This window comes from Rheinheimera sp. B2H12 (assembly GCF_059620065.1).
Map to the genome: position 1 here is coordinate 1,335,673 of NZ_CM184363.1, position 22,556 is coordinate 1,358,228.

Below are 22,556 nucleotides of genomic sequence, written 5' to 3' on the forward strand. Positions count from 1 at the left end.
GTTATCCATCTATCTGTTGTTTAAAAGGCGGCAAGGCTTTGAGCATGGCGCTGCCGTATGATTTGGTGACCAGCCGCCGGTCCAGGATCACAATCCGGCCCTGGTCCTGTTCCTGCCGCAGCAGTCTACCACAGGCTTGCACCAGTTTCTTTGCTGCTGCCGGCACTGTCAGTTGCAAAAATGGATTACCGCCTCTTTTGGTCACGGCCTCGGCCATGGCTTCTTCAAATGGCGAGGTGGGGACAGCAAAAGGCAGTTTGGTGATAATCAGATTGGTGAGCAAGGGGCCGGGTAAATCCAGTCCTTCGGAAAAACTTTGGGTACCAAATAAAATGCTGCCTTCGCCGCCTTGGATGCGCATTTTATGCAGATCCAATAACGACTGTCGGCTGGCTTCGCCTTGCACCAGCAAGCTGAAACCAACTTTGCGCAGGGCTGTCGCCACTTGTTCCATCTGCCAGTAAGAGGCAAACAACACCAGATTGCCGATATTTTTATCCAAATAATCCGGCAATACTGCAATGAGTTCATCGGTAAACAACTCTGAAGTCGGTTCGGTTGTTAACTTCGGAATATGAATCAGGCCACGTTCGGCATAAGCAAAAGGGGAGTTGACCTGCAAGGTGCGTAAACCCGGATGCTCCAGTAAACCCAGTTCGCGTTTAGCATAATCAAACGAATTCAGTGAAGTCAGTGTGGCAGAACATAACAGCACGGCGTGGGCTTTACTAAAAAGTAGATCGTCCAGTTGAAAGCTGACCGACAGTGGACAGGCATGGCCGCGTAGTTGTTGTTCCTGCTGACTGACCCAGCGCGCTTGATTGACATGTTTTTGTTGTGGCACTGACCACAATTGCCACAGCTGATTTTGCGCAGAAAAACGTTGTTCTAATTGAGATAATTCATGTTGCAGTGGCAGCAGTAATCGGCTTTTCAACTTGCCTTCGCTGCCAAGCTCCAGCAGTTGCTGAAACAGCTTTTCGATGGCACTGAGTAATTTGCCACTGATTTCAGCCAGCGGTTCAGCCTGTTGCAACCACAATGGTGGCAACTGTGCATCAATAAAACGTTGATGCGGTTGTTTGCCAAACCAATCGTTGCTGAATGTTTTCAGCTGATTTTGCACAGGTTTGATGGTGGCGAAAAAGTCTTGTGCTAATTCCAGCAGTTTTAAGCAGTCACGGATCGCGCTTTGCTGCGGCAATTCTTTTTGCAGTTGCTGGTACAGCTTATCAATTTGTTCCTGCCATTGTTTGGCATCAAAGTTGAGACTCGCCTCTGCGGCAAAAAAATCCCGGCCGCTGTCGGCCAGATGATGCGCTTCATCAATCACATAAATACAGTCTTCCGGCTTGGGTAAAATACTGTTGCCAGAGGCTAAATCAGCCAGCAGTAAGGCATGATTGACCACCAGCACCTGACTGTGTTCCAGTTCAGCGCGTGCCAGATGAAAAGGGCAGCTCCTGTGGGCCTGATGTTGTTTATGGCAATGATAAGCATCCGCCTGAATACTGTGCCATTGACCATCACTTACGGCGATTGGCAGGCTGTCTTTATCACCGAGCCAGCTGCGTTCCTGCCAGGCGGTTAGCAGCTTTGCCAGCAGTGCCGGATCCGGCATCTCTTGCCAAAATGGCAGCAAATCAGGCTGCTTTAACTGTTGTTGCAAGCGTTCGATACAGGCATAGCGTTGCCGGCCTTTCACCAGACTAAATTCAAAAGCCAAAGCGCTATGCTGCTGAAAAAAAGGTAAGTCCTTGTACACAAGTTGCTCTTGCAAGGCCACTGTGGCGGTGGCAATCACTAAGGTCTTTTTCTTTTGCAGCGCCAGTGGGATGGCAGCCAAAAGATAAGCCAGCGATTTACCAGTGCCGGTGCCGGCTTCAATCAATCCGATCCGATCATAACTGTGATAACTGCCAGCAATAATATTGGCCATCTCCGCCACTAGTTTATTTTGGGCTGGCCTTGGCTGATAACCAGGTAAGGCAGTTTTGATCTGCTGATGGATGGTTTTGATCTGCGCTTTGACAGCGTCGCTTAGCATAATAATGCCTGTATAAATTCACAGTTAAGCTATTGTAAGCCTGTAGCCGAACGGCTGCAAATTTAATCTGGTCAGCGCCAGCGCAGATGTCTGGCGGGCAAAGGTCGAAAAAAATGAGCGGTTAAAACGGTGTCTGGGCTGTCTGAGGTCAAATATTGAGCCTCTCAGTGCGGTCAACTGACGAAAATCCGGCTTGGAATTGTTTCTTTTCGTAGCGGTTAGTTGCCATTTTTTTTGCTGAATAAGTGAGGTTTTGTTTTTTAACTAATTGATTTGTTTATTATTTACCTTTTTTTTGTTTGTCATCCAGTTGTCGTTCTTGTAGCCGGACAATCTTTATTCATTTTCGTTCCACTAAATTTAGTTGGCGGTAAAAAAAAATCTGTTTATTATCAACTGGAGTTTGCAGCAAAACGACTGCAAAAATGTGCCAGGTCAGACCAGGTTCAAAAAATAGAATCACTGCTTCACAGTGGTCCAGGGAGAATAAAACATGTTTAGAAATACCAAAGTATCCAACGCTGTGCGCACGGCCATCGTGTTTGGTGCCGTTGCCTCTGTCAGTTCTTTTGCTTCTTTTGCTCAGGAAGACGAGAAAAAAGTTGAGCGTATTGCTGTTACTGGTTCACGTATCATGAAAGCCGATCTGGTCTCTAATAGCCCGATCGTCAGTGTCGATGAAAAAGAGTTAACCAGCCGCGCTGACGTGACTCTCGATACCTTCCTTAACACTCTGCCACAGGTGAACCCTTCAGCTTCAACCACCTCGAATAACCCTGGCAATAGCGGTCAGTCCAATATCAACTTACGGGGTTTAGGTGCTAACCGTAACCTGGTGTTGATGGACGGTCGTCGTTTAATGCCATCCAGTGCTGATATGACGGTTGACTTAAATACTATCCCGGTCGCTTTAATTGAAAGTATTGAAGTGGTCAGCGGTGGTGCTGGTGCTGCCTATGGTGCCGATGCGGTCTCTGGTGCGGTGAACATGAAAATGAAACGCAATTTTGAGGGGCTGGATTTCCGTTTCAGCAACTCAAACCAGTTATCTGACCGTGATTCTAAAGAGAATAACTTCTCGTTAGTCTTTGGTGGCAATTTTGATGATGATAAAGGGAATGCGGTTTTTGCTTATGACCATTCTACCCGTCAGCCATTAACAAAAGGTCAGCGTGGTTTTGCTGCCACCGCTTCATCAACCACCTCTTATATTCCGGAAGGTTTACTGTTTAATAACGCCAATAACCTGCCATCCCAAGCTGCCATTGACAGCGTGTTTGCCAAATATGGCGTCGGTGCAGGTAAAGTTGTCAACAGCCAGGACTTAATCAGTTTTAACGCTGATGGTTCGTTATTCTCGCGTGGTGTCGCTGGTACGCCGTTGGATGTAGAAAACTGGAAATATGGTGATAATGATGTTGCTATCAACACCAACTTATTCCCGGATTTTTACAGCTATAACTTTGACCAGGTGAACCTGCTGGTATTACCACTGGAACGTAAATCCTTTATGAATAAGCTGGATTACCAGCTGACTGAAAAGGTTAAAGTGTTTGGTTCTGTTGCCTGGACCAATTACTCAGCAACAACGGCACTGGCTCCAACACCGTTCCCAACCATTCAGACCCAAGGTCCTGGCGGCACTAATGCTACGATGATTTCATCGAACCTGATTGCACCAGGTAAAGTGTCGGCACTGCGCGCCTTGTTTATACCAGTGACTAACCCCTTTATTCCGGCTGACTTAAAAACGCTGTTAAATTCACGGACCGGTGACAACCCGGATATAGTCGGTTCTGGCGCCAACGAAGCTTTTGCGCTGCAATCCCGTTCAGTCTGGGGTGGCTTACGTAATGCGGTGAACGATAACACTGTGTTGCAATACTCTTTAGGTTTCTCTGGTGAAATCAACGATGAATGGCGCTGGGAAGCTTATGCGATGGAGGGTAAAACCAATATCGAAGTGACGCAGGAAGGTGCCATTGACAGCCAGAAAATGCAGCGATTAATTGAAGCACCAGATGGTGGTAACAGCCTGTGTGCCGGTGGTTACAACCCATTTGGCCGTGCTGAAGTGTCTGATGCCTGTAAAACCTATCTGCTGGTGGAAAACGTTGAGCGTCGTGAGCTGAACCAACGCGTGATGCAAGGTTTTGTCTCTGGTGATATGTTTGAATTACCAAGCGGTATGTTAAGTACCGTATTTGGTCTTGAAACCCGTAAATTTGATTACGACCGCAACCCTGGTGCTCTGACTGGTGCCATTTCTGGTCCAAACGTTGCCACTGCTGCCGGTGGTGAAAACGAATTTACTGACTTCTTCGCGGAAGCTTATATCCCGTTACTGGATAGCAAGCCAATGGCTGACTTGCTGGACTTAACACTGGGTTTCCGGACTTCAGAATCTCAGTTCTACGACACCATCAAAAAAGTTGAGAGTAAAAAAGATCGCAATAACGCGTTAAAAGCAGAAGTGAGCTGGGAAATAGCTGACGGTCTGCCACGGTTACGTGCGTCTTACCAGCGCGCGGTACGGGCTCCAAACTTTGACGAATTATTCAGCGGCGGTAACTCTGCACCACAGTTTTATGATCCATGTTCTGCCAACAGTGAGTTCAGAAAAGCCAGTGGCGAAGCCGGTCGTAAATTATGTCAGGACACTGGCGTTACAGATACAGCCAGATTTACCCAGGCGCCTGGCAGCCAGTTAACTACCACTATTGGTGGTAATACTGCGCTGAAGCCTGAGACTGCCGATACCATCACTTTTGGTGCCGTGCATAACTTTGACTCTGGTATCACCGCCGCACTGGATTATTACAACATTGATATCCAGGATGCGATCTTAACGCCAAACTCAAACCCAATTATTGCCGACTGTTATAACTACTATGGCAATAACCCTAACCTGAGCAAGGATCAAATCTCTTGTCAGGCGCTTACCCGTGGTGGTTCAGGTGCGATTTCAGGCGTGAAAAACCTGGATCAAGCCGATGGCAAGTTTACTGCCAACAATGCCGGTTTTATCAAAACTTCTGGGATTGATTTACAAGCAGGTTACCGGTTAGATAGCGGTTTACTGGGTGGCTTAACCTGGAATACTGATGTGTATATCAACTACTTACTGTCTTATGAGACGCAATCTCGTGCTGGCATGCCAGTGGTTGATTACACAGGTTCTATCTCTTACTTCGGTGCTGGTTTTGGTCAATCCTTCCCTGAACTGAAAGCGAACTGGAACAACAGAGTCACTATTGGTGATTTTGAAGTGGCCTTACGCGGTCGTTTCATCGATGGCATGGTCAACCGGTTAAAAGTAGAGTTCCCAATCGAAACTTACCCAACGGGTGTGGCTTCAGTGGTGTACTGGGATACGTCTTTGACTTACAACCTGTTTGAAGGTGCCAACGTTCGTCTGGGTATTAACAACCTGTTCGACAAACAGCCTCCAACTTATGTACCAAACGTACAGTCAGGTACAGATCCATCGTTATACGATGTGGTAGGTCGCCGTTACACAGCTGCGATTCAGGTCAAGTTCTAATTGCAGTAAAAGTGAATGCCGTGCTCTGCACGGCAGCAAAAAACCCGGCCTGTGCCGGGTTTTTTATTTGTTGACTGCGGTGACCGTTGTCAACAAGTTAAGATGGCTGATTCTCCAGCCAATGCTGCTGGCAGCGGGCGCAGCGTTGTCGGGCTGGGTCCTGCTTCAGTAATTCTCGTTCAATCCGGCATTCGCAATCACAGCATAAGCCATACAAGCCCATATCCATCTGACTAAGCGCAGCTTGTAAAGCTTCCAGCCGGTTGGTTTTTTGTTTTAATTCAGGCGTTAGCCATTTGGCTAGTAATTCCGGCCAGTGCCCGAGTTGCTGTGATTCAAGCACTTGTAATAATTGTTGGTATTGCGTCTGCCGGTCTTGTTGCAGATAATGCAAAATATCTTGCCGGATCAGCTGCAATTCTTCGAATAATTGCGCGCGTAATAACGGGGTCAGTGATTGGGGCATAAAAACCTCTGAAGCAAGCAGCAGATAGCCATAAACAGGTAATAGCTAGTGTGGCGCTGAAATGGCGGCACCGTGCTGATGCAGATCAAACGAAGCGATAAAAGTTTGTTTGCTGATCTTGTCTGTTGTGTTGGCCCGGCGTTTGAACAATAACTTGGTCAAGTGGGAAGAAAATCTGCTTTCGTCGGGTCTGGTATGCAGTGACTAGGTATATATATTCCGGCATAGCCCGGTTCATCAACAGAGGACGCAACTATGAAAAATATGCAACAAAAAATGGCTGCAGCCATGGGCACACTGTTATTAAGTTCAATCACCACAGTGCATGCTGCTGAAAGCTCGTTTCAAGCGGTGGAATTAGCAGCCGGTTATCAGTTATCTGCAGCAGAAGCCGCTTGTGGCGCTGACAAAAAGAAAACCGACGACAAAGACACTGCGGATAAAGCCAAAGAAGGCAAATGTGGGGAAGGTAAATGTGGCGGCGATAAAATGGCCGACAAAGCTGCTGACAAAGCCGATAAAACCGACAAAGCCCAGGAAGGCAAATGTGGTGAAGGTAAGTGTGGCGAAGGTAAATGTGGCGGTCTGAATTAAGATGCAGTTGCCAACCGGTGTCGGGCTGGGCTTGCGGCGAGAACTGTTGCAGCCACTCGCCAGCCAAAAACCTGACATTATCAGCTTTTTTGAAGTGGCACCGGAAAACTGGTTACCTTTCGGCGGTGCGCTCGGCAAGCAATTTCGCCGGATGACCGAGCAGTATCCTTTTGTTTGTCATGGTTTATCACTGTCGCTTGGCGGTCCGGATCCGCTGGATCTGGACTTGCTGGCGGCGCTGAAACAGTTCTTCCGGCAGCATCAAATCAGACTCTACAGTGAACATCTGAGCTATTGCTCGGCCGGCGGGCATTTATACGATTTATTGCCTATGCCTTTTACATCCGCTGCTGCCCGTTACGTCGCCGGGCGGATCCGCCAGGTACAGGATATTCTGCAGCAGCAGTTGGTGATTGAAAACGTGTCCTATTATGCAACACCAGGACAGGAAATGTCCGAGCTGGATTTTACCCTTGAGGTGTTACAGCAAGCCGACTGTGGTTTATTGCTGGATGTGAACAATGTGTATGTCAATGCCCACAATCATGGTTACAACGCGCGGGATTTTATTGCCGCTTTCCCAAGCAACCGTATTGTCTATGGCCATATTGCCGGTCATTATCAGAATAAGCTAAGCGGCCAACCGGCTTTGATTGATACCCATGGCAGTGCCGTCTGTGCGGACGTCTGGCAGTTACTGGCTTTTGCCTATCAGCAGCATGGCGTTTTTCCAACGGTATTGGAGCGTGATTTTAATCTGCCGCCACTCTTAGAATTAACCACTGAGCTGGCGCTTATTCAGCATCATCAGCAACAGGCGGCTGGTTGTGGCCATGCCAGCCAAGTTGCGCCAATGGCAGCAGTCCAATAATGCCGGCACCGTCGTTAGCACCATTTCAGTTGTTACAATACCAGTTGGCAGATGCGATCCGGCAGCAGCAAGCGGATGTGGCCCCGGCAGATGTCAGGCCTGGTCAGTTTCAGGTCTATCAGGAATTGTTTTTTAATAATGTGCTGAATTTTGTCAGCAGTGCTTTTCCGGTGTTGTGTTCTTTGTACAGCCCGCTGGCCTGGCAGCAGAAGGTGGCCGCTTTTTTTCGCAGTGGCGCGCAACCGAGCCCTTATTTTTTGCATATCGCCAGCCAGTTTTTACAGTGGCAAGATGAACAGCCACTGGCTGCGAATGAACCGCCTTTTTTGCTGGAGTTGGCGCATTATGAATGGATGGAGCTGGAACTCGCGACCCGGCAGGTCAGCGCTGAAGTGACGCTGACGGCACTGTCGACAGATAGCGCTTTACAGTTATCGGCGCTGGCGGAATTACTGATCTACCAATTTCCGGTGATGCAAATTAGTGCCGATTTTCAGCCACAACAACCAGATAGCAGTCCGCATTTTTTATTGCTCTATCGGGATTTGGCGGACGAGGTAAAATTTATCAAATTGAATCAACTCAGTGCTTTGTTGCTATTTCAAATCCAAACTAGGCCAGGTATCCGCTGGGCAGAATTATTAGCTGAGTTATGTCGCTTGCTTCCAACAGAGTCCAGTACCATGATTGTCAGCAACGCTGGCGAATTTGTGCAGGATCTGGCAAAGAAAGCTGTGATCCGAGCTTTTCAAGGCGCGTAAAATTCATTACCATGACCGACCTGTTTCTGGCCTGATCAATAGTGGGGAAGTACGCAATGGCAGACGAAAATTTTAAAGAATCTTTTGGCGTGATGCAATTACTCGGTTTTATTGCCGTCTTCACTGGCTTATTGTGCTTGGTACCTATTCTGCGCTGGATCCAAATTCTGGGGTAATCCACAGTCAGGATGCAGAAAACCGCCGCATGGCGGTTTTTTTATCGGACTCACCAGCACAGAAGCTGGTTTTTACCATCGGCACCGGGCGGCAACCCGCGCCATGGTCAGTCAGCATCACGAACGAATTTTAAGCCAATTTTTAACAGAGTGTCTTTGATATGAATCAACAAAACAGCTTGAGCCTGATGTTGCAACAAGTGATTAAAGCGGTGCCGGATTATCCGAAACCAGGTATTTTATTCCGCGATGTAACCAGTCTGATGCAGGACCCAGTGGCTTTTGCCGCCGTGATTGATCACCTGAAACAACATTATGCCAACCACGGTTTTAGCAAAATTGTCGGCACTGAGTCACGTGGCTTTATTTTTGGTGCGCCGCTGGCTTATGCGCTGGGTGTGGCTTTTGTGCCGGTGCGCAAACCTGGCAAATTACCACGCGAGCGGATTGCCGAAAGTTATCAGTTGGAATATGGTCAGGATACGCTCGAAATGCATACTGATGCCATTGTTGCTGGCGATAAAGTCCTGTTAGTAGATGATTTATTGGCAACTGGTGGTACTATTGACGCCACAACCAAACTGGTTCGCCGGCTGGGTGGCACTGTGCATGACGCCGCATTTGTGGTGAATTTGCCAGAGTTAGGCGGCGCCGCCAGGTTAGCTGCTTTATCGCTGAATGTGCATAGCCTGGTTGAATATGCCGGTCACTAAGTGATAGCAGCCAGGGTGGATAGACACAGCGCGAAGAAGGAGTGCAGATGAGTTATCAGGTGTTAGCCCGTAAATGGCGGCCACAAAATTTTGCCCAGTTGGTCGGGCAAGAGCATGTCAAAGCCGCCTTAACCAATGCGCTGACCCAAAACCGTCTGCACCACGCTTATCTGTTCACCGGCACCCGCGGGGTCGGTAAAACCACCATAGCGCGGATTTTTGCCAAAAGTCTGAATTGTGAGCAAGGGGTGACGGCAACCCCTTGTGGCATTTGTAGTGCCTGTGTTGAAATCGATAAAGGTTATTTTGTTGATTTACTCGAAATTGATGCGGCATCCCGCACCAAGGTTGAAGATACCCGCGATTTACTTGATAACGTGCAATATGCACCGAGTCGGGGCCGGTATAAAGTTTACCTGATCGACGAAGTGCATATGCTGTCCAAACACAGTTTTAATGCCTTGTTAAAGACGCTGGAAGAACCGCCGCCGCACGTGAAGTTTCTGCTGGCAACCACAGATCCGCAAAAGTTACCGATTACTGTATTGTCGCGTTGTCTGCAGTTTAGTTTGAAGGCGCTGAGCCAATCGCAAATTAAACAGCACTTAAGTTATATTCTGGCGCAGGAACAGATTAGCGCTGAAGATGAAGCGCTGGCCTTGTTAGCAAGGGCGGCCAAAGGCAGTTTACGTGATTCACTCAGTCTGACCGATCAGGCGATAGCTCAGACCAATGGTCATATTGAGCTAGCGCCGGTACGGGAAATGCTGGGCTATCTGGAACAATCCTGGGCTGAATTGTTGTTGCAAGATGTGCTGAATCGCAATTTAACCAGCATGCAACAGCATTTATATCAGTTAATTGCCCAGTATAGTCAGTTTCAGTCGGTGCTTGACGATATGCTGTCGTTATTGCATCTGGCTGCATTAGCCCAATTCCAGCTCAGTGCCGCCGAACTGGCGCTGACCGAATCAGCTTTTGTCCGGGCTGTGGCCAGAGCCCAAAGTCCGGAAAGTATTCAGTTGTATTATCAGTTGCTGTTATCGGGCAAACGGGATTTAGCTTATGCGCCAGACTCGCGCACCGGGTTGGAAATGGCGTTGTTGCGGGCCATTGCCTTTGTGCCAGGCGAAGTAGCAGCGCCCGCCCATACGGGTCGCGCAGCAGCCTTATCCGCCGCTGGTATTCCGACAGCTACAGCCAGTCCAGTTGCTGCCAGTGTGTCGCCTGAGGAGGCAGCCGCAACTCCGGCTCCTGTGCTGGCGGCCGCAGCCATGCCAACCCTGGCGGCAGAAGCCAGTACTGAATCCAGCCAAGCACTACCGGCCTTAGCGGCACCAATCGCCGACCCTGCCACTGTTCCAGGAACTGTGCCAGGAACTGCACCGGCAACACCGGCAGCGACGATAGACCCATTGTCGGCCAGTATTCTGGCTCGGCGTGGCCTGACCATGCAGTCATTGTCGGCAGGAGCTGAACCGCCAAAAAAGTCTGAGCCTCAGCCGTTGGCGAAGCCTTCGGCCAAGCCGTTGCCAACGCCAGCGGCAGTGGGGCCGGTGTTGAACACTATGCCGCCGGCCCTGTCTGAGAAAGCTCCGGCACCGGTCACGACGACTGTGGCAACAGCAGCCACATCAGCATCAGCATCAGCAACTGAGCGTGTAGCGCAAACGCCAGCAGTATCCTTGCCAAGAGCCAGTCCAGCCCCGGCACTGCAGCCATTAACGGCGTCAAGCCCGGTCGATTTACCACCCTGGCAACTTGCCGAGGTTGTGACCAGCGCGCCACTGTCGGCAGCAACGGCAACAGACTGGCAGGAAGGGCAGGAAGATGACGAACCTTTATCTGCTGAGCTCAGGCCGCAGCTGGCGCAACCCAATGCTGATCGTCAACCGCAAGAGCCAGGCGAAGATGAAGAGCCAGATCCAGTCGCTGATAGTGCTGCTGGCGACTGGGCCTGGCAACAGTATCAACACCAGGATGCAACTGCTGCTGTGTTGCAGACTGAGCCGGCACAGTCACAGAGTACACTACAGCCTCAGCTCACGCAGCAGAGCGAAGCACAACCGATCCGGCATGCGCTGCTGGATAGCTTGCAAGTGTTGGACCCAGAAAATACCGACTTTGCTGAAGAATTGCCGACTGCACAAATCCAGTTGACGCAAGTGCCACAACAGTTAGTGTTTAACGGCGAGATTGATGCCAGCAATTTTGCCGTGCGCTCTGCCAGTCAAGTCGATAGTTGGGCAGCACGGATTGATCAACTGGCTATCGGTGGTCTGATGCGATTATTTTTATTGCATGCCAGTCCGGTGCTGGATGACAGCACTGAGCCTGCGCAACTGAAGTTACATGTCAGTCAGAGTCAGCAACACCTGGATAGCGAAAAAAATCGTCTGACTTTACAGCAGGTGTTGTCGGCCTCTTATGGTCACCCCTTGCAACTGATGGTGACCTTTGCGCCTGAAGTGCCGGCTTGCCCTTTGGCAATCCAGCAACAGATTGAACAGGCCCGGCAGCGTTATGTCCGGCAATTACTGGCCTCAGATCCACTGGTGGTGGCCTTGCAACAACAGTTTGCTGCCGAATTATTGCCAGAAACGCTGGCCGTTAATTAACCGGACATCGGCAGCAGATGGCCTGATGTCTTGTAATTTGCGGGCGATCTGATTATCGTGTCGCCAGCAAAATGTCCAACCGCATTGTTACAGTTAAAAAGAGAGAACCGTTATGTTTAAAGGTGGCATGGGTAATATCATGAAACAGGCGCAGGCGATGCAGGAAAAAATGCAGCGGGCGCAAGAAGAAATCGCCAAACTGGAAGTGACGGGTGAAGCCGGTGCCGGCATGGTCAAAGTGACAATGCTCGGCAATCATAACGTCCGCCGTGTCAGTATTGACGACAGTCTGATGCAGGATGATAAAGAAATGCTGGAAGATTTAATTGCTGCCGCTATCAATGATGCGGTGCGTCGGGTGGAAGAAACCAGCAAAGCTAAAATGGCCGGTGTTGCGGGTGGCATGCAATTACCACCTGGTTTTAAAATGCCATTCTGATTTGTCGTTGAGGACCTGCCGTCATGGCTAAACATACGCCTTTAGTGCAGCAACTGATTGATGCACTCAGGATCCTGCCATCGGTAGGCCCGAAGTCTGCGCAGCGCATGGCTTATCAACTGCTGGAACGTAACCGTACTGGCGGCCTGGAACTCGCGCATGTGCTGCAAGCCGCCATGGAACAGGTGGGGCATTGTCAGCAATGTCGCACTTTTGCCCAGAGTCCGCTCTGTCCCATTTGCCAACATCCGGTGCGGGGCCAAAGTCCGTTGCTCTGTGTGGTAGCTAGTGCGGCTGATTTGTATGCCATTGAGCAAACTGGATTATTTGCCGGTCGTTATTTTGTGTTACGTGGTCAGCTGTCGCCACTGGATGGCATTGGCCCAGCCGAGCTCGGTTTGGATAATCTGGCACGGCAACTGGCTGATGGCAGCATTGCGGAAGTGATCCTGGCAACTAATCCGACCATTGAAGGCGATGCTACAGCTTTTTATATTGCTGAGCTTTGTAAAAAGCACCAAATTCAGGTGTCGCGACTCGCCCAAGGCATGCCGGTTGGCGGTGAATTGGAATATGTCGATGGCAGTACTTTGTCTTATGCCTTTAGCGGGCGCAAACCATTTTAGCCCATCAACTGACTTGATCGCACGCTATGGCGTGCCTGTCGCTGCTTTTTGTCTGTTTAGCTGATGTCAGCTGCCCTTGAAACTTGATTAAGTTTGCCCCATATAGCTGTCAGCCCCGGCGTGTGAGCGTCGGCACTATTTATCATGGTTGCGCATCGTCGCGATGATGGCGACAGGCACTGCTGGCGGATAGCCAGATTATTTTTTGATAAGGAGCGGTAAATGACTGAAACCACACAAAAGCAAACGCATGGCTTTCAAGCCGAAGTCAAACAACTGTTACAGTTAATGATCCATTCTTTGTATTCCAACAAAGAGATTTTCTTGCGCGAGTTGGTATCCAATGCTTCGGATGCTGCTGACAAGCTGCGCTTTTTAGCGTTATCTGACAGCAGTTTATACGACAATGATGGCGATTTACGCGTTCGGATCAGCTTAGATGAAGCGGCCAAAACCATCACCATCAGCGATAATGGTATTGGCATGACGCGGGATGAAGTGATTAGCCATTTAGGCACAATCGCCAAATCAGGCACTAAAGAGTTTTTCTCGCAATTATCCGGTGAAGCCAGCAAAGATTCACAACTGATTGGCCAGTTCGGCGTCGGTTTTTATTCCGCTTTTATTGTGGCCGATAAAGTGACGGTCCGCACCCGCAAGGCTGGCCAGGCCGCTGACAGCGCGGTGGAATGGGAATCTGCCGGTGAAGGTGAATATAGCATCAGCCCAATCGTTAAAGCCGGTCGGGGTACTGATATTGTGCTGCACCTGCGGGACGCTGAAACTGAATTCCTCAGTAAGTGGAAAGTGGAAAGCATTGTCACCAAGTATTCCGACCATATCTCAATTCCGGTGCAAATGTGGGAAGAAGGCACCCCAGAGCGCGACGGTGAAGATGGCGAAAAAATTGCTGCCACCGAAGGCTTCTGGAAAGCCGTGAACAAAGCCACAGCATTGTGGATGCGTGACAAATCCGAAGTGTCTGACACCGAATATCAGGAGTTCTACAAGCACATTTCCCATGACTGGACTGAGCCACTGAGCTGGAGTCATAACAAAGTGGAAGGCAACAGCAACTACACCAGCTTGCTGTATGTGCCGAAAAAAGCGCCTTTTGATCTGTGGAACCGTGAAGCCCGGCATGGTCTGAAACTTTATGTCCAGCGTGTCTTTATCATGGATGACGCTGAGCAGTTTATGCCAAGCTACCTGCGTTTTATCAAAGGGGTATTAGATTCAAGCGATCTGCCGCTGAACGTCTCACGCGAAATTCTGCAAGATACCAAAGTGACGCAGAGTCTGCGCAAAGGTTGTACTTCCCGCGTACTGAAAATGCTGGAAAAAATGGCCAAAGCTGAAGATCAGGCAGAATACCAGTCCTTCTGGACTGAATTTGGCCAGGTGATTAAAGAAGGCCCGGCTGAAGATCATGCCAATAAAGAAACCATCGCCAAACTGCTGCGCTTTGCTTCCACCCAGGAAGACAGTGCTGTGCAAAATGTTGGCCTGGAGGCTTATGTTAGCCGGATGAAAGAAGGTCAGGATGAGATTTATTTCCTGGTTGCAGACAGTTATGAAGCGGCGAAACATAGCCCGCATCTGGAAGTCTTCCGCAAGAAAGGTCTTGAAGTGCTGTTGTTATCCGACCGGATTGATGAATGGTTAATGCAGCATCTGACAGAATTTGAAGGTAAGAAACTGCGCTCTGTGGCCAAGGGTGGCTTGGATTTATCCAAACTGGATGATGAAGAGACCAAAAAAGCGCAAGAAGCCACTGAGAAGCAATTTGCCACTGTCACTGAGCGTTTTAAAACCGCTTTGGGTGAGCAGGTGAAAGATGTTAAAGTCAGTCACAGATTGACCGACAGTCCGGCCTGTGTGGTGACTGACGAGTTTGATATGAGTACTCAGATGATCAAACTGATGGAATCTGTCGGCCAGAAAGTACCGGAAGTGAAACCTATTTTTGAATTAAACCCTGAACATCAGTTGGTGCGGCATATTGCTGACGTGCAGGATGAAGAAAGGTTTAAACAATGGGCTGAAGTGCTGTTTGAGCAAGCATTATTGGCTGAACGCGGTAGCTTGAAAAATCCGGCCAGCTTTGTGACCCGGTTAAATGCGTTATTACTGGATTTAGCCAAGTAATCAGCGCAGTCAGCAGCGGTCTGCCGACCACTGCTGCTGAAAAAGCGGAATAGCATTGTATTGCTGTTCCGCTTTTTTTATGGTCAAAACATGAAATAAGCTGGTTTTTAATCTTAATTCAGAACCTGATTCATTATCGATTTTCATTATCTTTATGATCTTACTCAAATAAATTGCGCAAGTTTAGCGCTAAAATGCTGGTGTCTTTTTGCGCAACAGCACAAATTTCTGCTTTGGATAATTTTTCTGCACTGCTTGCTGAGCCAGAATATGCTTGGACTTTAGTCGAATATTTTGTATCGAAAAATAACTGAAATTGCCTAAAACAGCGATTTAATTGCAAAAATGCCGCTAACTGGCTGATTTGTCAGATTTAGACTAAAGTCGCTATGACATATCTGATGAGCAGGGCCAGGATGACAAATTTCTTGTCTGATGACGGACATTGTGTAAAGATCCGGACCTTACAACGATTGGATCAATCCCCAGCTACTCGAGGTTTTGTATGCGTATTATTTTGTTGGGTGCCCCAGGTGCCGGAAAAGGAACTCAGGCGCAGTTTCTGATGAATAAATTTGGCATCCCACAAATTTCGACCGGTGATATGCTGCGTGCTGCGATTAAAGAAGGCACACCGCTTGGTTTAGCGGCGAAACAAGTGATGGATGCGGGTCAACTGGTGTCTGATGATCTGATCATCGGTCTGGTGAAAGAACGTATCGCCAAGGCCGATTGTGCTAATGGTTTCCTGTTAGACGGTTTTCCACGCACTATTCCGCAAGCCGATGCGATGAAAGAGAATGGTGTGGCTGTTGATCATGTCATAGAATTTGATGTTCCTGACGATGTAATCGTTGAACGGATGAGTGGCCGCCGGGTACATCCGGCTTCTGGTCGGGTTTATCATATCAGCTATAACCCGCCCAAAGTGGCTGGCAAAGATGATGAAACCGGTGAAGATCTGGTGATCCGCGAAGATGATAAAGAACAGACTGTCCGTAAGCGTTTAGGGATTTATCACGAGCAAACTGAGCTACTGGTGGGTTATTACCGCCAGCAAGCCGAACAGGGTCTGACGCACTATCATCATTTGGATGGCACTCAGGCAGTTGACAGTGTCAGCGCTCAGTTATTGGCGTTATTAAGCTAAACTATTGAGTCTTCTTAAAAACCCGCCAACTGGTGGGTTTTTTTTCGGCTATTTATGCTATAAACAGCCCTCGGCCTATTTGACCTGACAGGCAAGATTAAAGGTAGCGATATGCAACTTGAGTTCCTTGTTTTACCTTATTATGCAGCCGCATTGGCTGTCTTTTATGTAGTGCTGGCTTTTCTGGTGATCCGGCAGCGTTTTAAATTGCGGATCGGGCTTGGCGATGGTCAACAGCCTGAGCTGGTCAAAGTGGTACGCATTCATGGCAATTTTGCCGAGTATGTGCCTTTTCTGCTGCTGTTGTTACTGATCCTCGAATTGCAAGGCGCTGCACTGTGGCAATTGCATCTGGTGGGGGCTTTGACGCTGGGTGGCAGACTTTGCCATGCGGTTGGATTATTGCGCAGTAGCGGCACTTCAGCACCACGCTTTGTTGGGATGATCAGTACGTTCAGCGCCTTGTTGCTTGCGGCTGGGCTATTGTTGTTTTAGAGATTGAGTCGGATGAAAGTGATGGGGCAGGGGCCGGCGGTGCTGATGTTGCACAGCTCGCTGAGCAGCCACAAACAATGGTCGATGCTGGCAAGCCAGTTAGCGACCGACTATCAGCTGTTTTTGCCGGATTTAGCCGGTTATGGTGCCCAACCAGCCCTCTTTGCAGACCAAAGCAGCCGATATCGGCTGGAACAAGAAGCGGCACTGATTTTGACGGCCTTGCCCGCTGCAGTGAAGGCAAAACCCTTAGTGCTGATCGGCCACTCTTTTGGTGGCGCCGTGGCGCTGCATCTGGCCCGGACCGGTTCGTTGCAAGTGCGGCAATTATTGTTATTTGAACCTGTCGCATTCCATCTATTGGCAGCTGCAACTGATGCTTTATCGCAGCAGCTCTGTCAGGAAGTACAGCAATTGGCGGCGCAGATGCAAGCTGCCAGCCCTTGGCATGCCGCACAGTTGTTTGTTGATTATTGGCAACAAGCGGATTATTTCCAGCATTTGCCGCTGCGGGTGCAACAGCAAATGACAGCGCAGGTTGGTAAAGTGGCGGCCGATTTTACCGCCTTGTTAGATGAACCTGCCAGTCTGGCGCAATACCAGCAGATCAGTTGCCCGGTGTTATTATTAACCGGTGCACAGAGTCGAAGGCCGGCACTTCGGATCAGCGAATTATTAGCCAGTATCTGGCCACAAGCAGTCTGCCAGCAATTGCCAACCGGCCATATGGGGCCGGTGACCGATGCCGCCATCGTCAATCCGCGGTTTTTACAGTTTTTGGCGACGACTTAAATGAAACAACCAGCGCCAGGCTGGTTGTTTTGCAGTGGAATTTTTTACGGAGCTTTCGTGCACTGAGCTCTGTTAGGGCGCGACGGCCTGTAACACCGCAACATCACTGTTGGCGGCCGTTTGCTGACTTAACAGCGCCGAAGGCTGCCCATGGCCAATACTGACTTTCCTCGGTTTGAGCGCTTCCGGCACTTCGCGCATCAATTCGATATGCAGCAGGCCATTATGCACTGTGGCGCCAGTCACTTTGATATAGTCAGATAACTGGAACTTGCGCTCAAAATTGCGCTCTGCAATGCCCTGATGCAGGTAACGCCGGTCTTCGGTTTTATCCGCTTTCTGGCCGCGTACCAGTAATTTATTGTGTTCGGTTTCGATCGACAGTTCATCTTGCTCAAAACCTGCGACCGCCATGGTGATCCGATACTGATCTTCACCCGTGACTTCAATATTGTAAGGCGGATAAGCAGGTTGTTTTTCATTGCGGGCTGCTGCATCCATTAAAGATGCCAGGTGATCAAATCCGATAAAAGAACGGTAGAATGGAGAAAAATCTAAAGTAGTCATCACTAATTCCTCATAAAGTAAGCAAATCAGTTCGTTACGAACTTGTGTTTGGACTGTTCAACAGTTGAACCAGTCAGTAACAGCAGCCACTCAGGCCTGCTGTTACTCCTTTAATAAGGTCAGCCGCGATGTTTTCAAGCCAGCATAACTAAAAAATTTAGTCGGTCACTTTGGCCTCTGGCGCCTTGGTCTGTGAAGTCACTGGCGTGACAGGAGATGGCAGTAAGCTTAATACTGCCTGAAAATCAGCGGGTTGCTCCAGCCCTTTGGCGAGTTGCTGATGCAATAAAGTGCCGTCCGGACCAATCAGCAGCAGGGCGCTCGCCAATAGGCCCACATCTTTGATCCGTAAGCCAAAACTGCTGCCAAAATCACCCCAGACGGCATCAGAATATAAACTGACTTTGTTAAGTTCCACTGTCGCGGCAAAACGGCTTTGGGCAAACGCAACATCGGTGCTGACCAGGATGCTACTGACTTGTTCGGGCAACGCCGCTGTTTGCGCAATAAAATGCTTGGCCAATTGCCGTCCGAGTTCAGTGTCCAGGCTTGGAACTGTCTGGATCAGCAGATATTTGCCGGTAAAATTGACCCGTCGCACCGGGTGCAACTGGGCATTCGCCAGCTTAAAATCAGGCACAGGTTGGCCGAGGGTCTGAACTTCACCCTGCAATTGCAGTGGGCTGCCGTTGGCGGTCACCGAGGAAATACGTTCAGATAAATTGGCCGTCAAATCGGCTGCTGTGGCTTCAGTCAGTATGCTGCAGCACAGCGCCATTAAAAGGGCCCGGTGACTTGGGGAAAATTGTTTCATCATAAAATCCTAAATTAACAGGCAAGGGGAATAATACCGGCTTTAAAGTCAGCAACTTGCCGCAAAAACTTCCAGATTAAAATTCGCACTTGGCACACTTCAGCGCTACACTGGAACATAACATGATGCCGAGTGAGTGACCAATGGTAGCAGCGGTTTTAATTTGTGATGATTCCAATCTGGCGCGAAAACAAATGGCGCGTAGTTTACCTGCGGATTGGCAGGAAAAAATATCTTTTGCCGGTCATGGTCAGGAAGCGCTGGAAGTATTAAAACGACAACCGGTTGATTTGCTATTTCTGGATTTAAATATGCCGATCCTGGATGGTTATCAGGTATTGCAGGCGATTAAGGAACAACAAATTCCGGTCAAAGTGGTGGTGGTATCCGGCGATATTCAGCCAGAAGCGCGTGAACGGGTGTTAAGTTATGGTGCGCTCGATTTTATTCGCAAGCCGGTGGCGGCAGAAAAACTGACCGAAGTGTTAGAGCAATTTACGGTCGCTCATACGGTGGCTGACAGTCAGAAAGTTCAGGACCGGGTGCTGGCAGGTGCTGCCAGTCACCAGCAGTTTGCGCTGGATCCAATTTTGCGGGATGTGTTTCAGGAACTCACCAATGTGGCAATGGGACAGGCGGGTGATTTGCTGGCTCGTTTGCTGAAAGTCTTCGTCAAATTACCAATCCCGAATGTCAATTTAATTGAAGTCAGTGAATTACATATGGCGATTGCATCCGTTGAACAAAAGCAAACGACTTCAGCGGTTTGTCAGGGCTTTATCGGTGGTGGAGTCTCAGGCGAGGCTTTATTGATCCTCAATGACTCCAGCTTTGTTGATATCGCCAAATTGCTTAACTACGAAGGCAAGCTCACCACCAAAACTGAACTCGAGCTGTTAATGGATATTGGTAATATCCTGATTGGCGCTGTGCTGAAGGGCTTAGCTGAGCAGATTGATATGTCTTTCAGTCAGGGGCATCCGGTGGTGCTGGGGCAGCATGCGCCGGTCAGCGAAATGATCAAAGCCAATGCCAGACGCTGGAAAAGAACATTGGCAATAGAAATCAGTTATGGCATTGAAAATTACAATATTAACTGTGATTTGTTGTTACTGTTTACCGAAGACAGTATCAAAACACTGAATTACAAAGTCGAATTTCTGTTAGAAGAGTAGTTATGTCCCAAGATAATACTGATGTCTCACAAGTGCACTGGTTGCTCGACATGTTCCAGACCGTTGATGTTGGTCTGGTGGTATTGACGACTGACTACAAGATCCAGGTGTGGAACGGCTTCATGGAAAACCACAGCGGTCTGACCCCACGGCAAGTACGGGACAGAGTGTTGTTTGATTTGTTTTCCGAAATTGATGAAGACTGGCTCAGACGAAAATGTGATCCGGTGATTTTGCTGAAAAACAAAGCTTTTACCATTTGGGAACAGCGGCCATTTATTTTTAAATTTCGCAATTACCGGCCTATTACCGGAGTTGCCGATTATATGTATCAGAACAGTACCATTTTTCCAATCACTGATGTGCGGGGCGCTGTCACGCATTTATGCATGATTATTTATGATGTGACCGATGTTGCCACCAGCCGGCTGGAACTGGAGTCGATGAATGGTCAGTTAAGACAGCTGTCCAAAACCGACTTTCTGACCGATCTGAGCAACCGGGGGCATTGGGAAGATGCCCTGCATCATGAATTTAAACGACTGAAACGCAGTGGTCAGCGCAGCGCGTTGCTGATGTGTGATATCGATCATTTTAAACGGGTCAATGACACCTTTGGCCATGCGGCCGGTGATGCTGTGATCCAGGCAGTGGCGAAAGCGGTGAAGAAAAATCTGCGGGAAACCGATGTGGCCGGCCGTTACGGCGGCGAAGAATTCGCCGTGTTGCTGGTGGACACCACTGAAGATCAGGCATTGTTTTTCGCCGAGCGACTGCGTAAAACCGTGGAAAATGTTGCTATTGAATATAACCACCAGTTGCTGAAAGTGACGGTCAGTATTGGGATTGCTGAATTCAGTGCCGAGATGCATGAACACCGCAACTGGATTGAAGCGGCTGATAAAGCCTTATATACCTCCAAAGCCAACGGCCGGAATCAGGTGACTTTGTGCCGCACTGCTGCTGAATAACAAGGCGTTGGATCCACCAGAGTGACCGCCGTCAGCAATCTGCATGCTGACGGCGATATTGGTTTAATTCGGCACCATTAATAACGGCTGCACACTATTGTCCTCGTTTAACTGCTCCAGTTTTACCGTAAAACCCCACAGTCTGTGCAGGTGCTTCAGGACCTGATGATAGCTGTCTGCCAGTGGGATCCGCCGGTTTGGCACAAATCGTAATGTCAACGAACGATCGCCGCTGATATCGACATTCCAGACCTGAATATTAGGTTCAATATTGCTGAGGTTGTATTGGGCCGACAGCATTTGCCGAATGTGCTGATAGCCTTCACTATTATGGATAGCTGCCACTTCAAGACTGTTCTCTTTATCGTCATCGACGATGGCAAACAGGTGGAAATCACGGATGATTTTTGGTGACAAATACTGGCTGATAAAACTCTCATCCTTAAAGTTTTGCATGGCAAAATGCAGGCTTTGTACCCAATCAGATCCTGCCAGTTGCGGAAACCACGCTTTGTCTTCCTCGGTAGGCTGTTCACAAATACGCCGGATATCGCAGAACATAGCAAAACCCAGTGCATAAGGGTTGATACCAGAATAATATTTTGAGTTATACGGCGGTTGTGCCACCACATTGGTGTGGTTATGCAGCACTTCCAGCATAAATTTATCGCTGACCAGACCTTCCCCGTACAGATGTTGCAATATGGTGTAATGCCAGAACGTCGCCCAGCCTTCATTCATCACCTGAGTTTGTTTTTGCGGATAAAAATACTGCGAAATTTTCCGCACTATCCTGACTATTTCGCGTTGCCATGGTTTTAGCAAGGGGGCATTTTTTTCAATAAAATACAGAATGTTTTCTTGCGGCTCCGCCGGAAAATGCCGTTCTTGTGGTTCGTGATGATGTTCTTTGTTGGGAATGGTTTTCCACAGCTGGTTCACCTGAGACTGCAGATAATTTTCCCGATCTTTTTGCCGGCGTTGTTCCTCATCCATCGAAATTTTCTGTGGTCTTTTGTAGCGATCCACGCCGTAATTCATCAGGGCGTGGCAGGAGTCGAGGATATCTTCCACTTCATTGATGCCATATTTTTCTTCGCAGTCACTGATGTATTTTTTGGCAAACACCAGATAATCAATAATCGAGGATGCATCTGTCCATGTTTTAAATAAGTAATTGTTTTTGAAAAAAGAGTTATGGCCATAGCAGGCGTGAGCCATCACCAGCGCCTGCATGGTAATGGTGTTTTCTTCCATTAAATACGCAATACAAGGATTGGAGTTAATGACAATTTCATAGGCCAGCCCCATGAAACCACGTTTGTAGTTTTGTTCGGTCTGGATAAATTTTTTGCCGTAAGACCAATGGTTATAACCCAGTGGCATCCCGACACTGGAATAAGCGTCCATCATTTGTTCGGCGGTGATAATTTCAATTTGATTCGGGTAATAATCCAGTTGGTAGTGTTTGGCAACCCGTTCAATTTCAGTCTGGTAACGGGTGAGCAATTCAAAAGTCCAGTCCGGTCCATCCGGTAGCTGGCACAGGGGCGGTTCGGCAACTGTTTTACGTTTGGCGGTCATGTTTT

The 22,556-nt window shown here is 48.8% G+C and carries 20 protein-coding genes; 14 read left to right on the forward strand and 6 right to left on the reverse strand.

Features of this window, described 5'->3' with window-relative positions:
* Position 1: 1 nt before the first annotated feature.
* Positions 2-2,047, reverse strand: a complete 2,046-nt coding sequence (dinG, locus tag AC53GJ_RS05965) for an ATP-dependent DNA helicase DinG (protein WP_496731622.1) — start codon at positions 2,045-2,047, stop codon at positions 2-4.
* A gap of 493 nt (positions 2,048-2,540) precedes the next feature.
* Between dinG and AC53GJ_RS05970 the strand changes: the two genes are divergently transcribed.
* On the forward strand, positions 2,541-5,591 hold the full coding sequence (locus tag AC53GJ_RS05970; protein ID WP_496731623.1) for a TonB-dependent receptor domain-containing protein: 3,051 nt from the start codon (positions 2,541-2,543) through the stop codon (positions 5,589-5,591).
* Positions 5,592-5,688: 97 nt separating this feature from the next.
* Here the strand turns inward: AC53GJ_RS05970 and AC53GJ_RS05975 are convergent, their stop codons facing one another.
* The gene (locus tag AC53GJ_RS05975; protein WP_496731624.1) at positions 5,689-6,057 is read right to left on the reverse strand and encodes a hypothetical protein; all 369 of its coding nucleotides are present in this window, start codon (positions 6,055-6,057) and stop codon (positions 5,689-5,691) included.
* Positions 6,058-6,312: 255 nt separating this feature from the next.
* Here AC53GJ_RS05975 and AC53GJ_RS05980 point away from each other — a divergent pair, with 255 nt between their 5' ends.
* From AC53GJ_RS05980 to htpG, 8 genes are all read left to right on the forward strand, one after another.
* A complete protein-coding gene (locus tag AC53GJ_RS05980; RefSeq protein WP_496731625.1) occupies positions 6,313-6,651 on the forward strand; it encodes an HvfA family oxazolone/thioamide-modified RiPP metallophore in 339 nt (112 codons plus the stop codon).
* Position 6,652: 1 nt separating this feature from the next.
* Complete coding sequence (locus AC53GJ_RS05985; RefSeq protein WP_496731626.1) at positions 6,653-7,522, forward strand: HvfB family MNIO-type RiPP peptide maturase; 870 nt, start codon at positions 6,653-6,655, stop codon at positions 7,520-7,522.
* The gene (locus AC53GJ_RS05990) at positions 7,522-8,283 is read left to right on the forward strand and encodes an HvfC family RiPP maturation protein (protein ID WP_496731627.1); all 762 of its coding nucleotides are present in this window, start codon (positions 7,522-7,524) and stop codon (positions 8,281-8,283) included. The genes AC53GJ_RS05985 and AC53GJ_RS05990 overlap by 1 nt, the downstream gene beginning before the upstream one ends.
* A gap of 337 nt (positions 8,284-8,620) precedes the next feature.
* Positions 8,621-9,172, forward strand: coding sequence for an adenine phosphoribosyltransferase (gene apt / locus AC53GJ_RS05995; RefSeq protein ID WP_496731628.1), 552 nt, complete (start codon positions 8,621-8,623; stop codon positions 9,170-9,172).
* A 47-nt stretch (positions 9,173-9,219) separates the two neighbouring features.
* A complete protein-coding gene (dnaX, locus tag AC53GJ_RS06000; protein WP_496731629.1) occupies positions 9,220-11,790 on the forward strand; it encodes a DNA polymerase III subunit gamma/tau in 2,571 nt (856 codons plus the stop codon).
* A gap of 112 nt (positions 11,791-11,902) precedes the next feature.
* Positions 11,903-12,229: a YbaB/EbfC family nucleoid-associated protein gene (locus tag AC53GJ_RS06005; RefSeq protein WP_496731630.1), complete on the forward strand. Its 327-nt coding sequence runs from the start codon at positions 11,903-11,905 to the stop codon at positions 12,227-12,229.
* A gap of 23 nt (positions 12,230-12,252) precedes the next feature.
* A complete protein-coding gene (gene recR / locus AC53GJ_RS06010; RefSeq protein WP_496731631.1) occupies positions 12,253-12,855 on the forward strand; it encodes a recombination mediator RecR in 603 nt (200 codons plus the stop codon).
* A 222-nt stretch (positions 12,856-13,077) separates the two neighbouring features.
* Complete coding sequence (gene htpG / locus AC53GJ_RS06015) at positions 13,078-15,003, forward strand: molecular chaperone HtpG (RefSeq protein WP_496731632.1); 1,926 nt, start codon at positions 13,078-13,080, stop codon at positions 15,001-15,003.
* Between the two features lie 9 nt (positions 15,004-15,012).
* Here htpG and AC53GJ_RS06020 read toward each other — a convergent pair whose 3' ends face one another.
* A complete protein-coding gene (locus AC53GJ_RS06020) occupies positions 15,013-15,150 on the reverse strand; it encodes a hypothetical protein (RefSeq protein ID WP_496731633.1) in 138 nt (45 codons plus the stop codon).
* A gap of 358 nt (positions 15,151-15,508) precedes the next feature.
* Here AC53GJ_RS06020 and adk point away from each other — a divergent pair, with 358 nt between their 5' ends.
* The 3 genes from adk to AC53GJ_RS06035 all read left to right on the forward strand — a co-directional run bounded on the left by adk (position 15,509) and on the right by AC53GJ_RS06035 (position 17,440).
* Positions 15,509-16,153, forward strand: coding sequence for an adenylate kinase (adk, locus tag AC53GJ_RS06025; protein WP_496731634.1), 645 nt, complete (start codon positions 15,509-15,511; stop codon positions 16,151-16,153).
* 111 nt (positions 16,154-16,264) lie between these two features.
* Positions 16,265-16,648, forward strand: a complete 384-nt coding sequence (locus AC53GJ_RS06030; RefSeq protein WP_496731635.1) for an MAPEG family protein — start codon at positions 16,265-16,267, stop codon at positions 16,646-16,648.
* A 12-nt stretch (positions 16,649-16,660) separates the two neighbouring features.
* On the forward strand, positions 16,661-17,440 hold the full coding sequence (locus tag AC53GJ_RS06035) for an alpha/beta fold hydrolase (protein WP_496731636.1): 780 nt from the start codon (positions 16,661-16,663) through the stop codon (positions 17,438-17,440).
* Positions 17,441-17,512: 72 nt separating this feature from the next.
* Here the strand turns inward: AC53GJ_RS06035 and AC53GJ_RS06040 are convergent, their stop codons facing one another.
* A complete protein-coding gene (locus tag AC53GJ_RS06040; RefSeq protein ID WP_496731637.1) occupies positions 17,513-18,007 on the reverse strand; it encodes an Hsp20 family protein in 495 nt (164 codons plus the stop codon).
* A gap of 157 nt (positions 18,008-18,164) precedes the next feature.
* Positions 18,165-18,824, reverse strand: a complete 660-nt coding sequence (locus AC53GJ_RS06045; protein WP_496731638.1) for a redoxin family protein — start codon at positions 18,822-18,824, stop codon at positions 18,165-18,167.
* 140 nt (positions 18,825-18,964) lie between these two features.
* On the opposite strand from AC53GJ_RS06045, the gene AC53GJ_RS06050 reads away from it, so the two are divergent.
* Both AC53GJ_RS06050 and AC53GJ_RS06055 read left to right on the forward strand, forming a co-directional pair.
* A complete protein-coding gene (locus AC53GJ_RS06050) occupies positions 18,965-19,996 on the forward strand; it encodes a response regulator (protein WP_496731639.1) in 1,032 nt (343 codons plus the stop codon).
* A gap of 2 nt (positions 19,997-19,998) precedes the next feature.
* Positions 19,999-20,967, forward strand: a complete 969-nt coding sequence (locus AC53GJ_RS06055; RefSeq protein ID WP_496731640.1) for a sensor domain-containing diguanylate cyclase — start codon at positions 19,999-20,001, stop codon at positions 20,965-20,967.
* Positions 20,968-21,030: 63 nt separating this feature from the next.
* On the opposite strand, the gene AC53GJ_RS06060 is transcribed toward AC53GJ_RS06055, so the two are convergent.
* Complete coding sequence (locus AC53GJ_RS06060; protein WP_496731641.1) at positions 21,031-22,551, reverse strand: SpoVR family protein; 1,521 nt, start codon at positions 22,549-22,551, stop codon at positions 21,031-21,033.
* Between the last annotated feature and the right edge of the window lie 5 nt (positions 22,552-22,556).

What these genes read in the sequence shown, in the direction of transcription:
- AC53GJ_RS06020 (WP_496731633.1), bottom strand. Translation starts at nt 15,150, where the DNA reads ATGAAAATCGATAATGAATCAGGTTCTGAATTAAGATTAAAAACCAGC.
- AC53GJ_RS05980 (WP_496731625.1), top strand. Translation starts at nt 6,313, where the DNA reads ATGAAAAATATGCAACAAAAAATGGCTGCAGCCATGGGCACACTGTTA.
- AC53GJ_RS06005 (WP_496731630.1), top strand. Translation starts at nt 11,903, where the DNA reads ATGTTTAAAGGTGGCATGGGTAATATCATGAAACAGGCGCAGGCGATG.
- AC53GJ_RS06040 (WP_496731637.1), bottom strand. Translation starts at nt 18,007, where the DNA reads ATGACTACTTTAGATTTTTCTCCATTCTACCGTTCTTTTATCGGATTT.
- htpG (WP_496731632.1), top strand. Translation starts at nt 13,078, where the DNA reads ATGACTGAAACCACACAAAAGCAAACGCATGGCTTTCAAGCCGAAGTC.
- AC53GJ_RS06055 (WP_496731640.1), top strand. Translation starts at nt 19,999, where the DNA reads ATGTCCCAAGATAATACTGATGTCTCACAAGTGCACTGGTTGCTCGAC.
- AC53GJ_RS05985 (WP_496731626.1), top strand. Translation starts at nt 6,653, where the DNA reads ATGCAGTTGCCAACCGGTGTCGGGCTGGGCTTGCGGCGAGAACTGTTG.
- AC53GJ_RS06035 (WP_496731636.1), top strand. Translation starts at nt 16,661, where the DNA reads ATGAAAGTGATGGGGCAGGGGCCGGCGGTGCTGATGTTGCACAGCTCG.
- recR (WP_496731631.1), top strand. Translation starts at nt 12,253, where the DNA reads ATGGCTAAACATACGCCTTTAGTGCAGCAACTGATTGATGCACTCAGG.
- dnaX (WP_496731629.1), top strand. Translation starts at nt 9,220, where the DNA reads ATGAGTTATCAGGTGTTAGCCCGTAAATGGCGGCCACAAAATTTTGCC.
- AC53GJ_RS06060 (WP_496731641.1), bottom strand. Translation starts at nt 22,551, where the DNA reads ATGACCGCCAAACGTAAAACAGTTGCCGAACCGCCCCTGTGCCAGCTA.
- AC53GJ_RS06050 (WP_496731639.1), top strand. Translation starts at nt 18,965, where the DNA reads ATGGTAGCAGCGGTTTTAATTTGTGATGATTCCAATCTGGCGCGAAAA.
- AC53GJ_RS06030 (WP_496731635.1), top strand. Translation starts at nt 16,265, where the DNA reads ATGCAACTTGAGTTCCTTGTTTTACCTTATTATGCAGCCGCATTGGCT.
- AC53GJ_RS06045 (WP_496731638.1), bottom strand. Translation starts at nt 18,824, where the DNA reads ATGATGAAACAATTTTCCCCAAGTCACCGGGCCCTTTTAATGGCGCTG.
- AC53GJ_RS05990 (WP_496731627.1), top strand. Translation starts at nt 7,522, where the DNA reads ATGCCGGCACCGTCGTTAGCACCATTTCAGTTGTTACAATACCAGTTG.
- AC53GJ_RS05970 (WP_496731623.1), top strand. Translation starts at nt 2,541, where the DNA reads ATGTTTAGAAATACCAAAGTATCCAACGCTGTGCGCACGGCCATCGTG.
- dinG (WP_496731622.1), bottom strand. Translation starts at nt 2,047, where the DNA reads ATGCTAAGCGACGCTGTCAAAGCGCAGATCAAAACCATCCATCAGCAG.
- apt (WP_496731628.1), top strand. Translation starts at nt 8,621, where the DNA reads ATGAATCAACAAAACAGCTTGAGCCTGATGTTGCAACAAGTGATTAAA.
- adk (WP_496731634.1), top strand. Translation starts at nt 15,509, where the DNA reads ATGCGTATTATTTTGTTGGGTGCCCCAGGTGCCGGAAAAGGAACTCAG.
- AC53GJ_RS05975 (WP_496731624.1), bottom strand. Translation starts at nt 6,057, where the DNA reads ATGCCCCAATCACTGACCCCGTTATTACGCGCGCAATTATTCGAAGAA.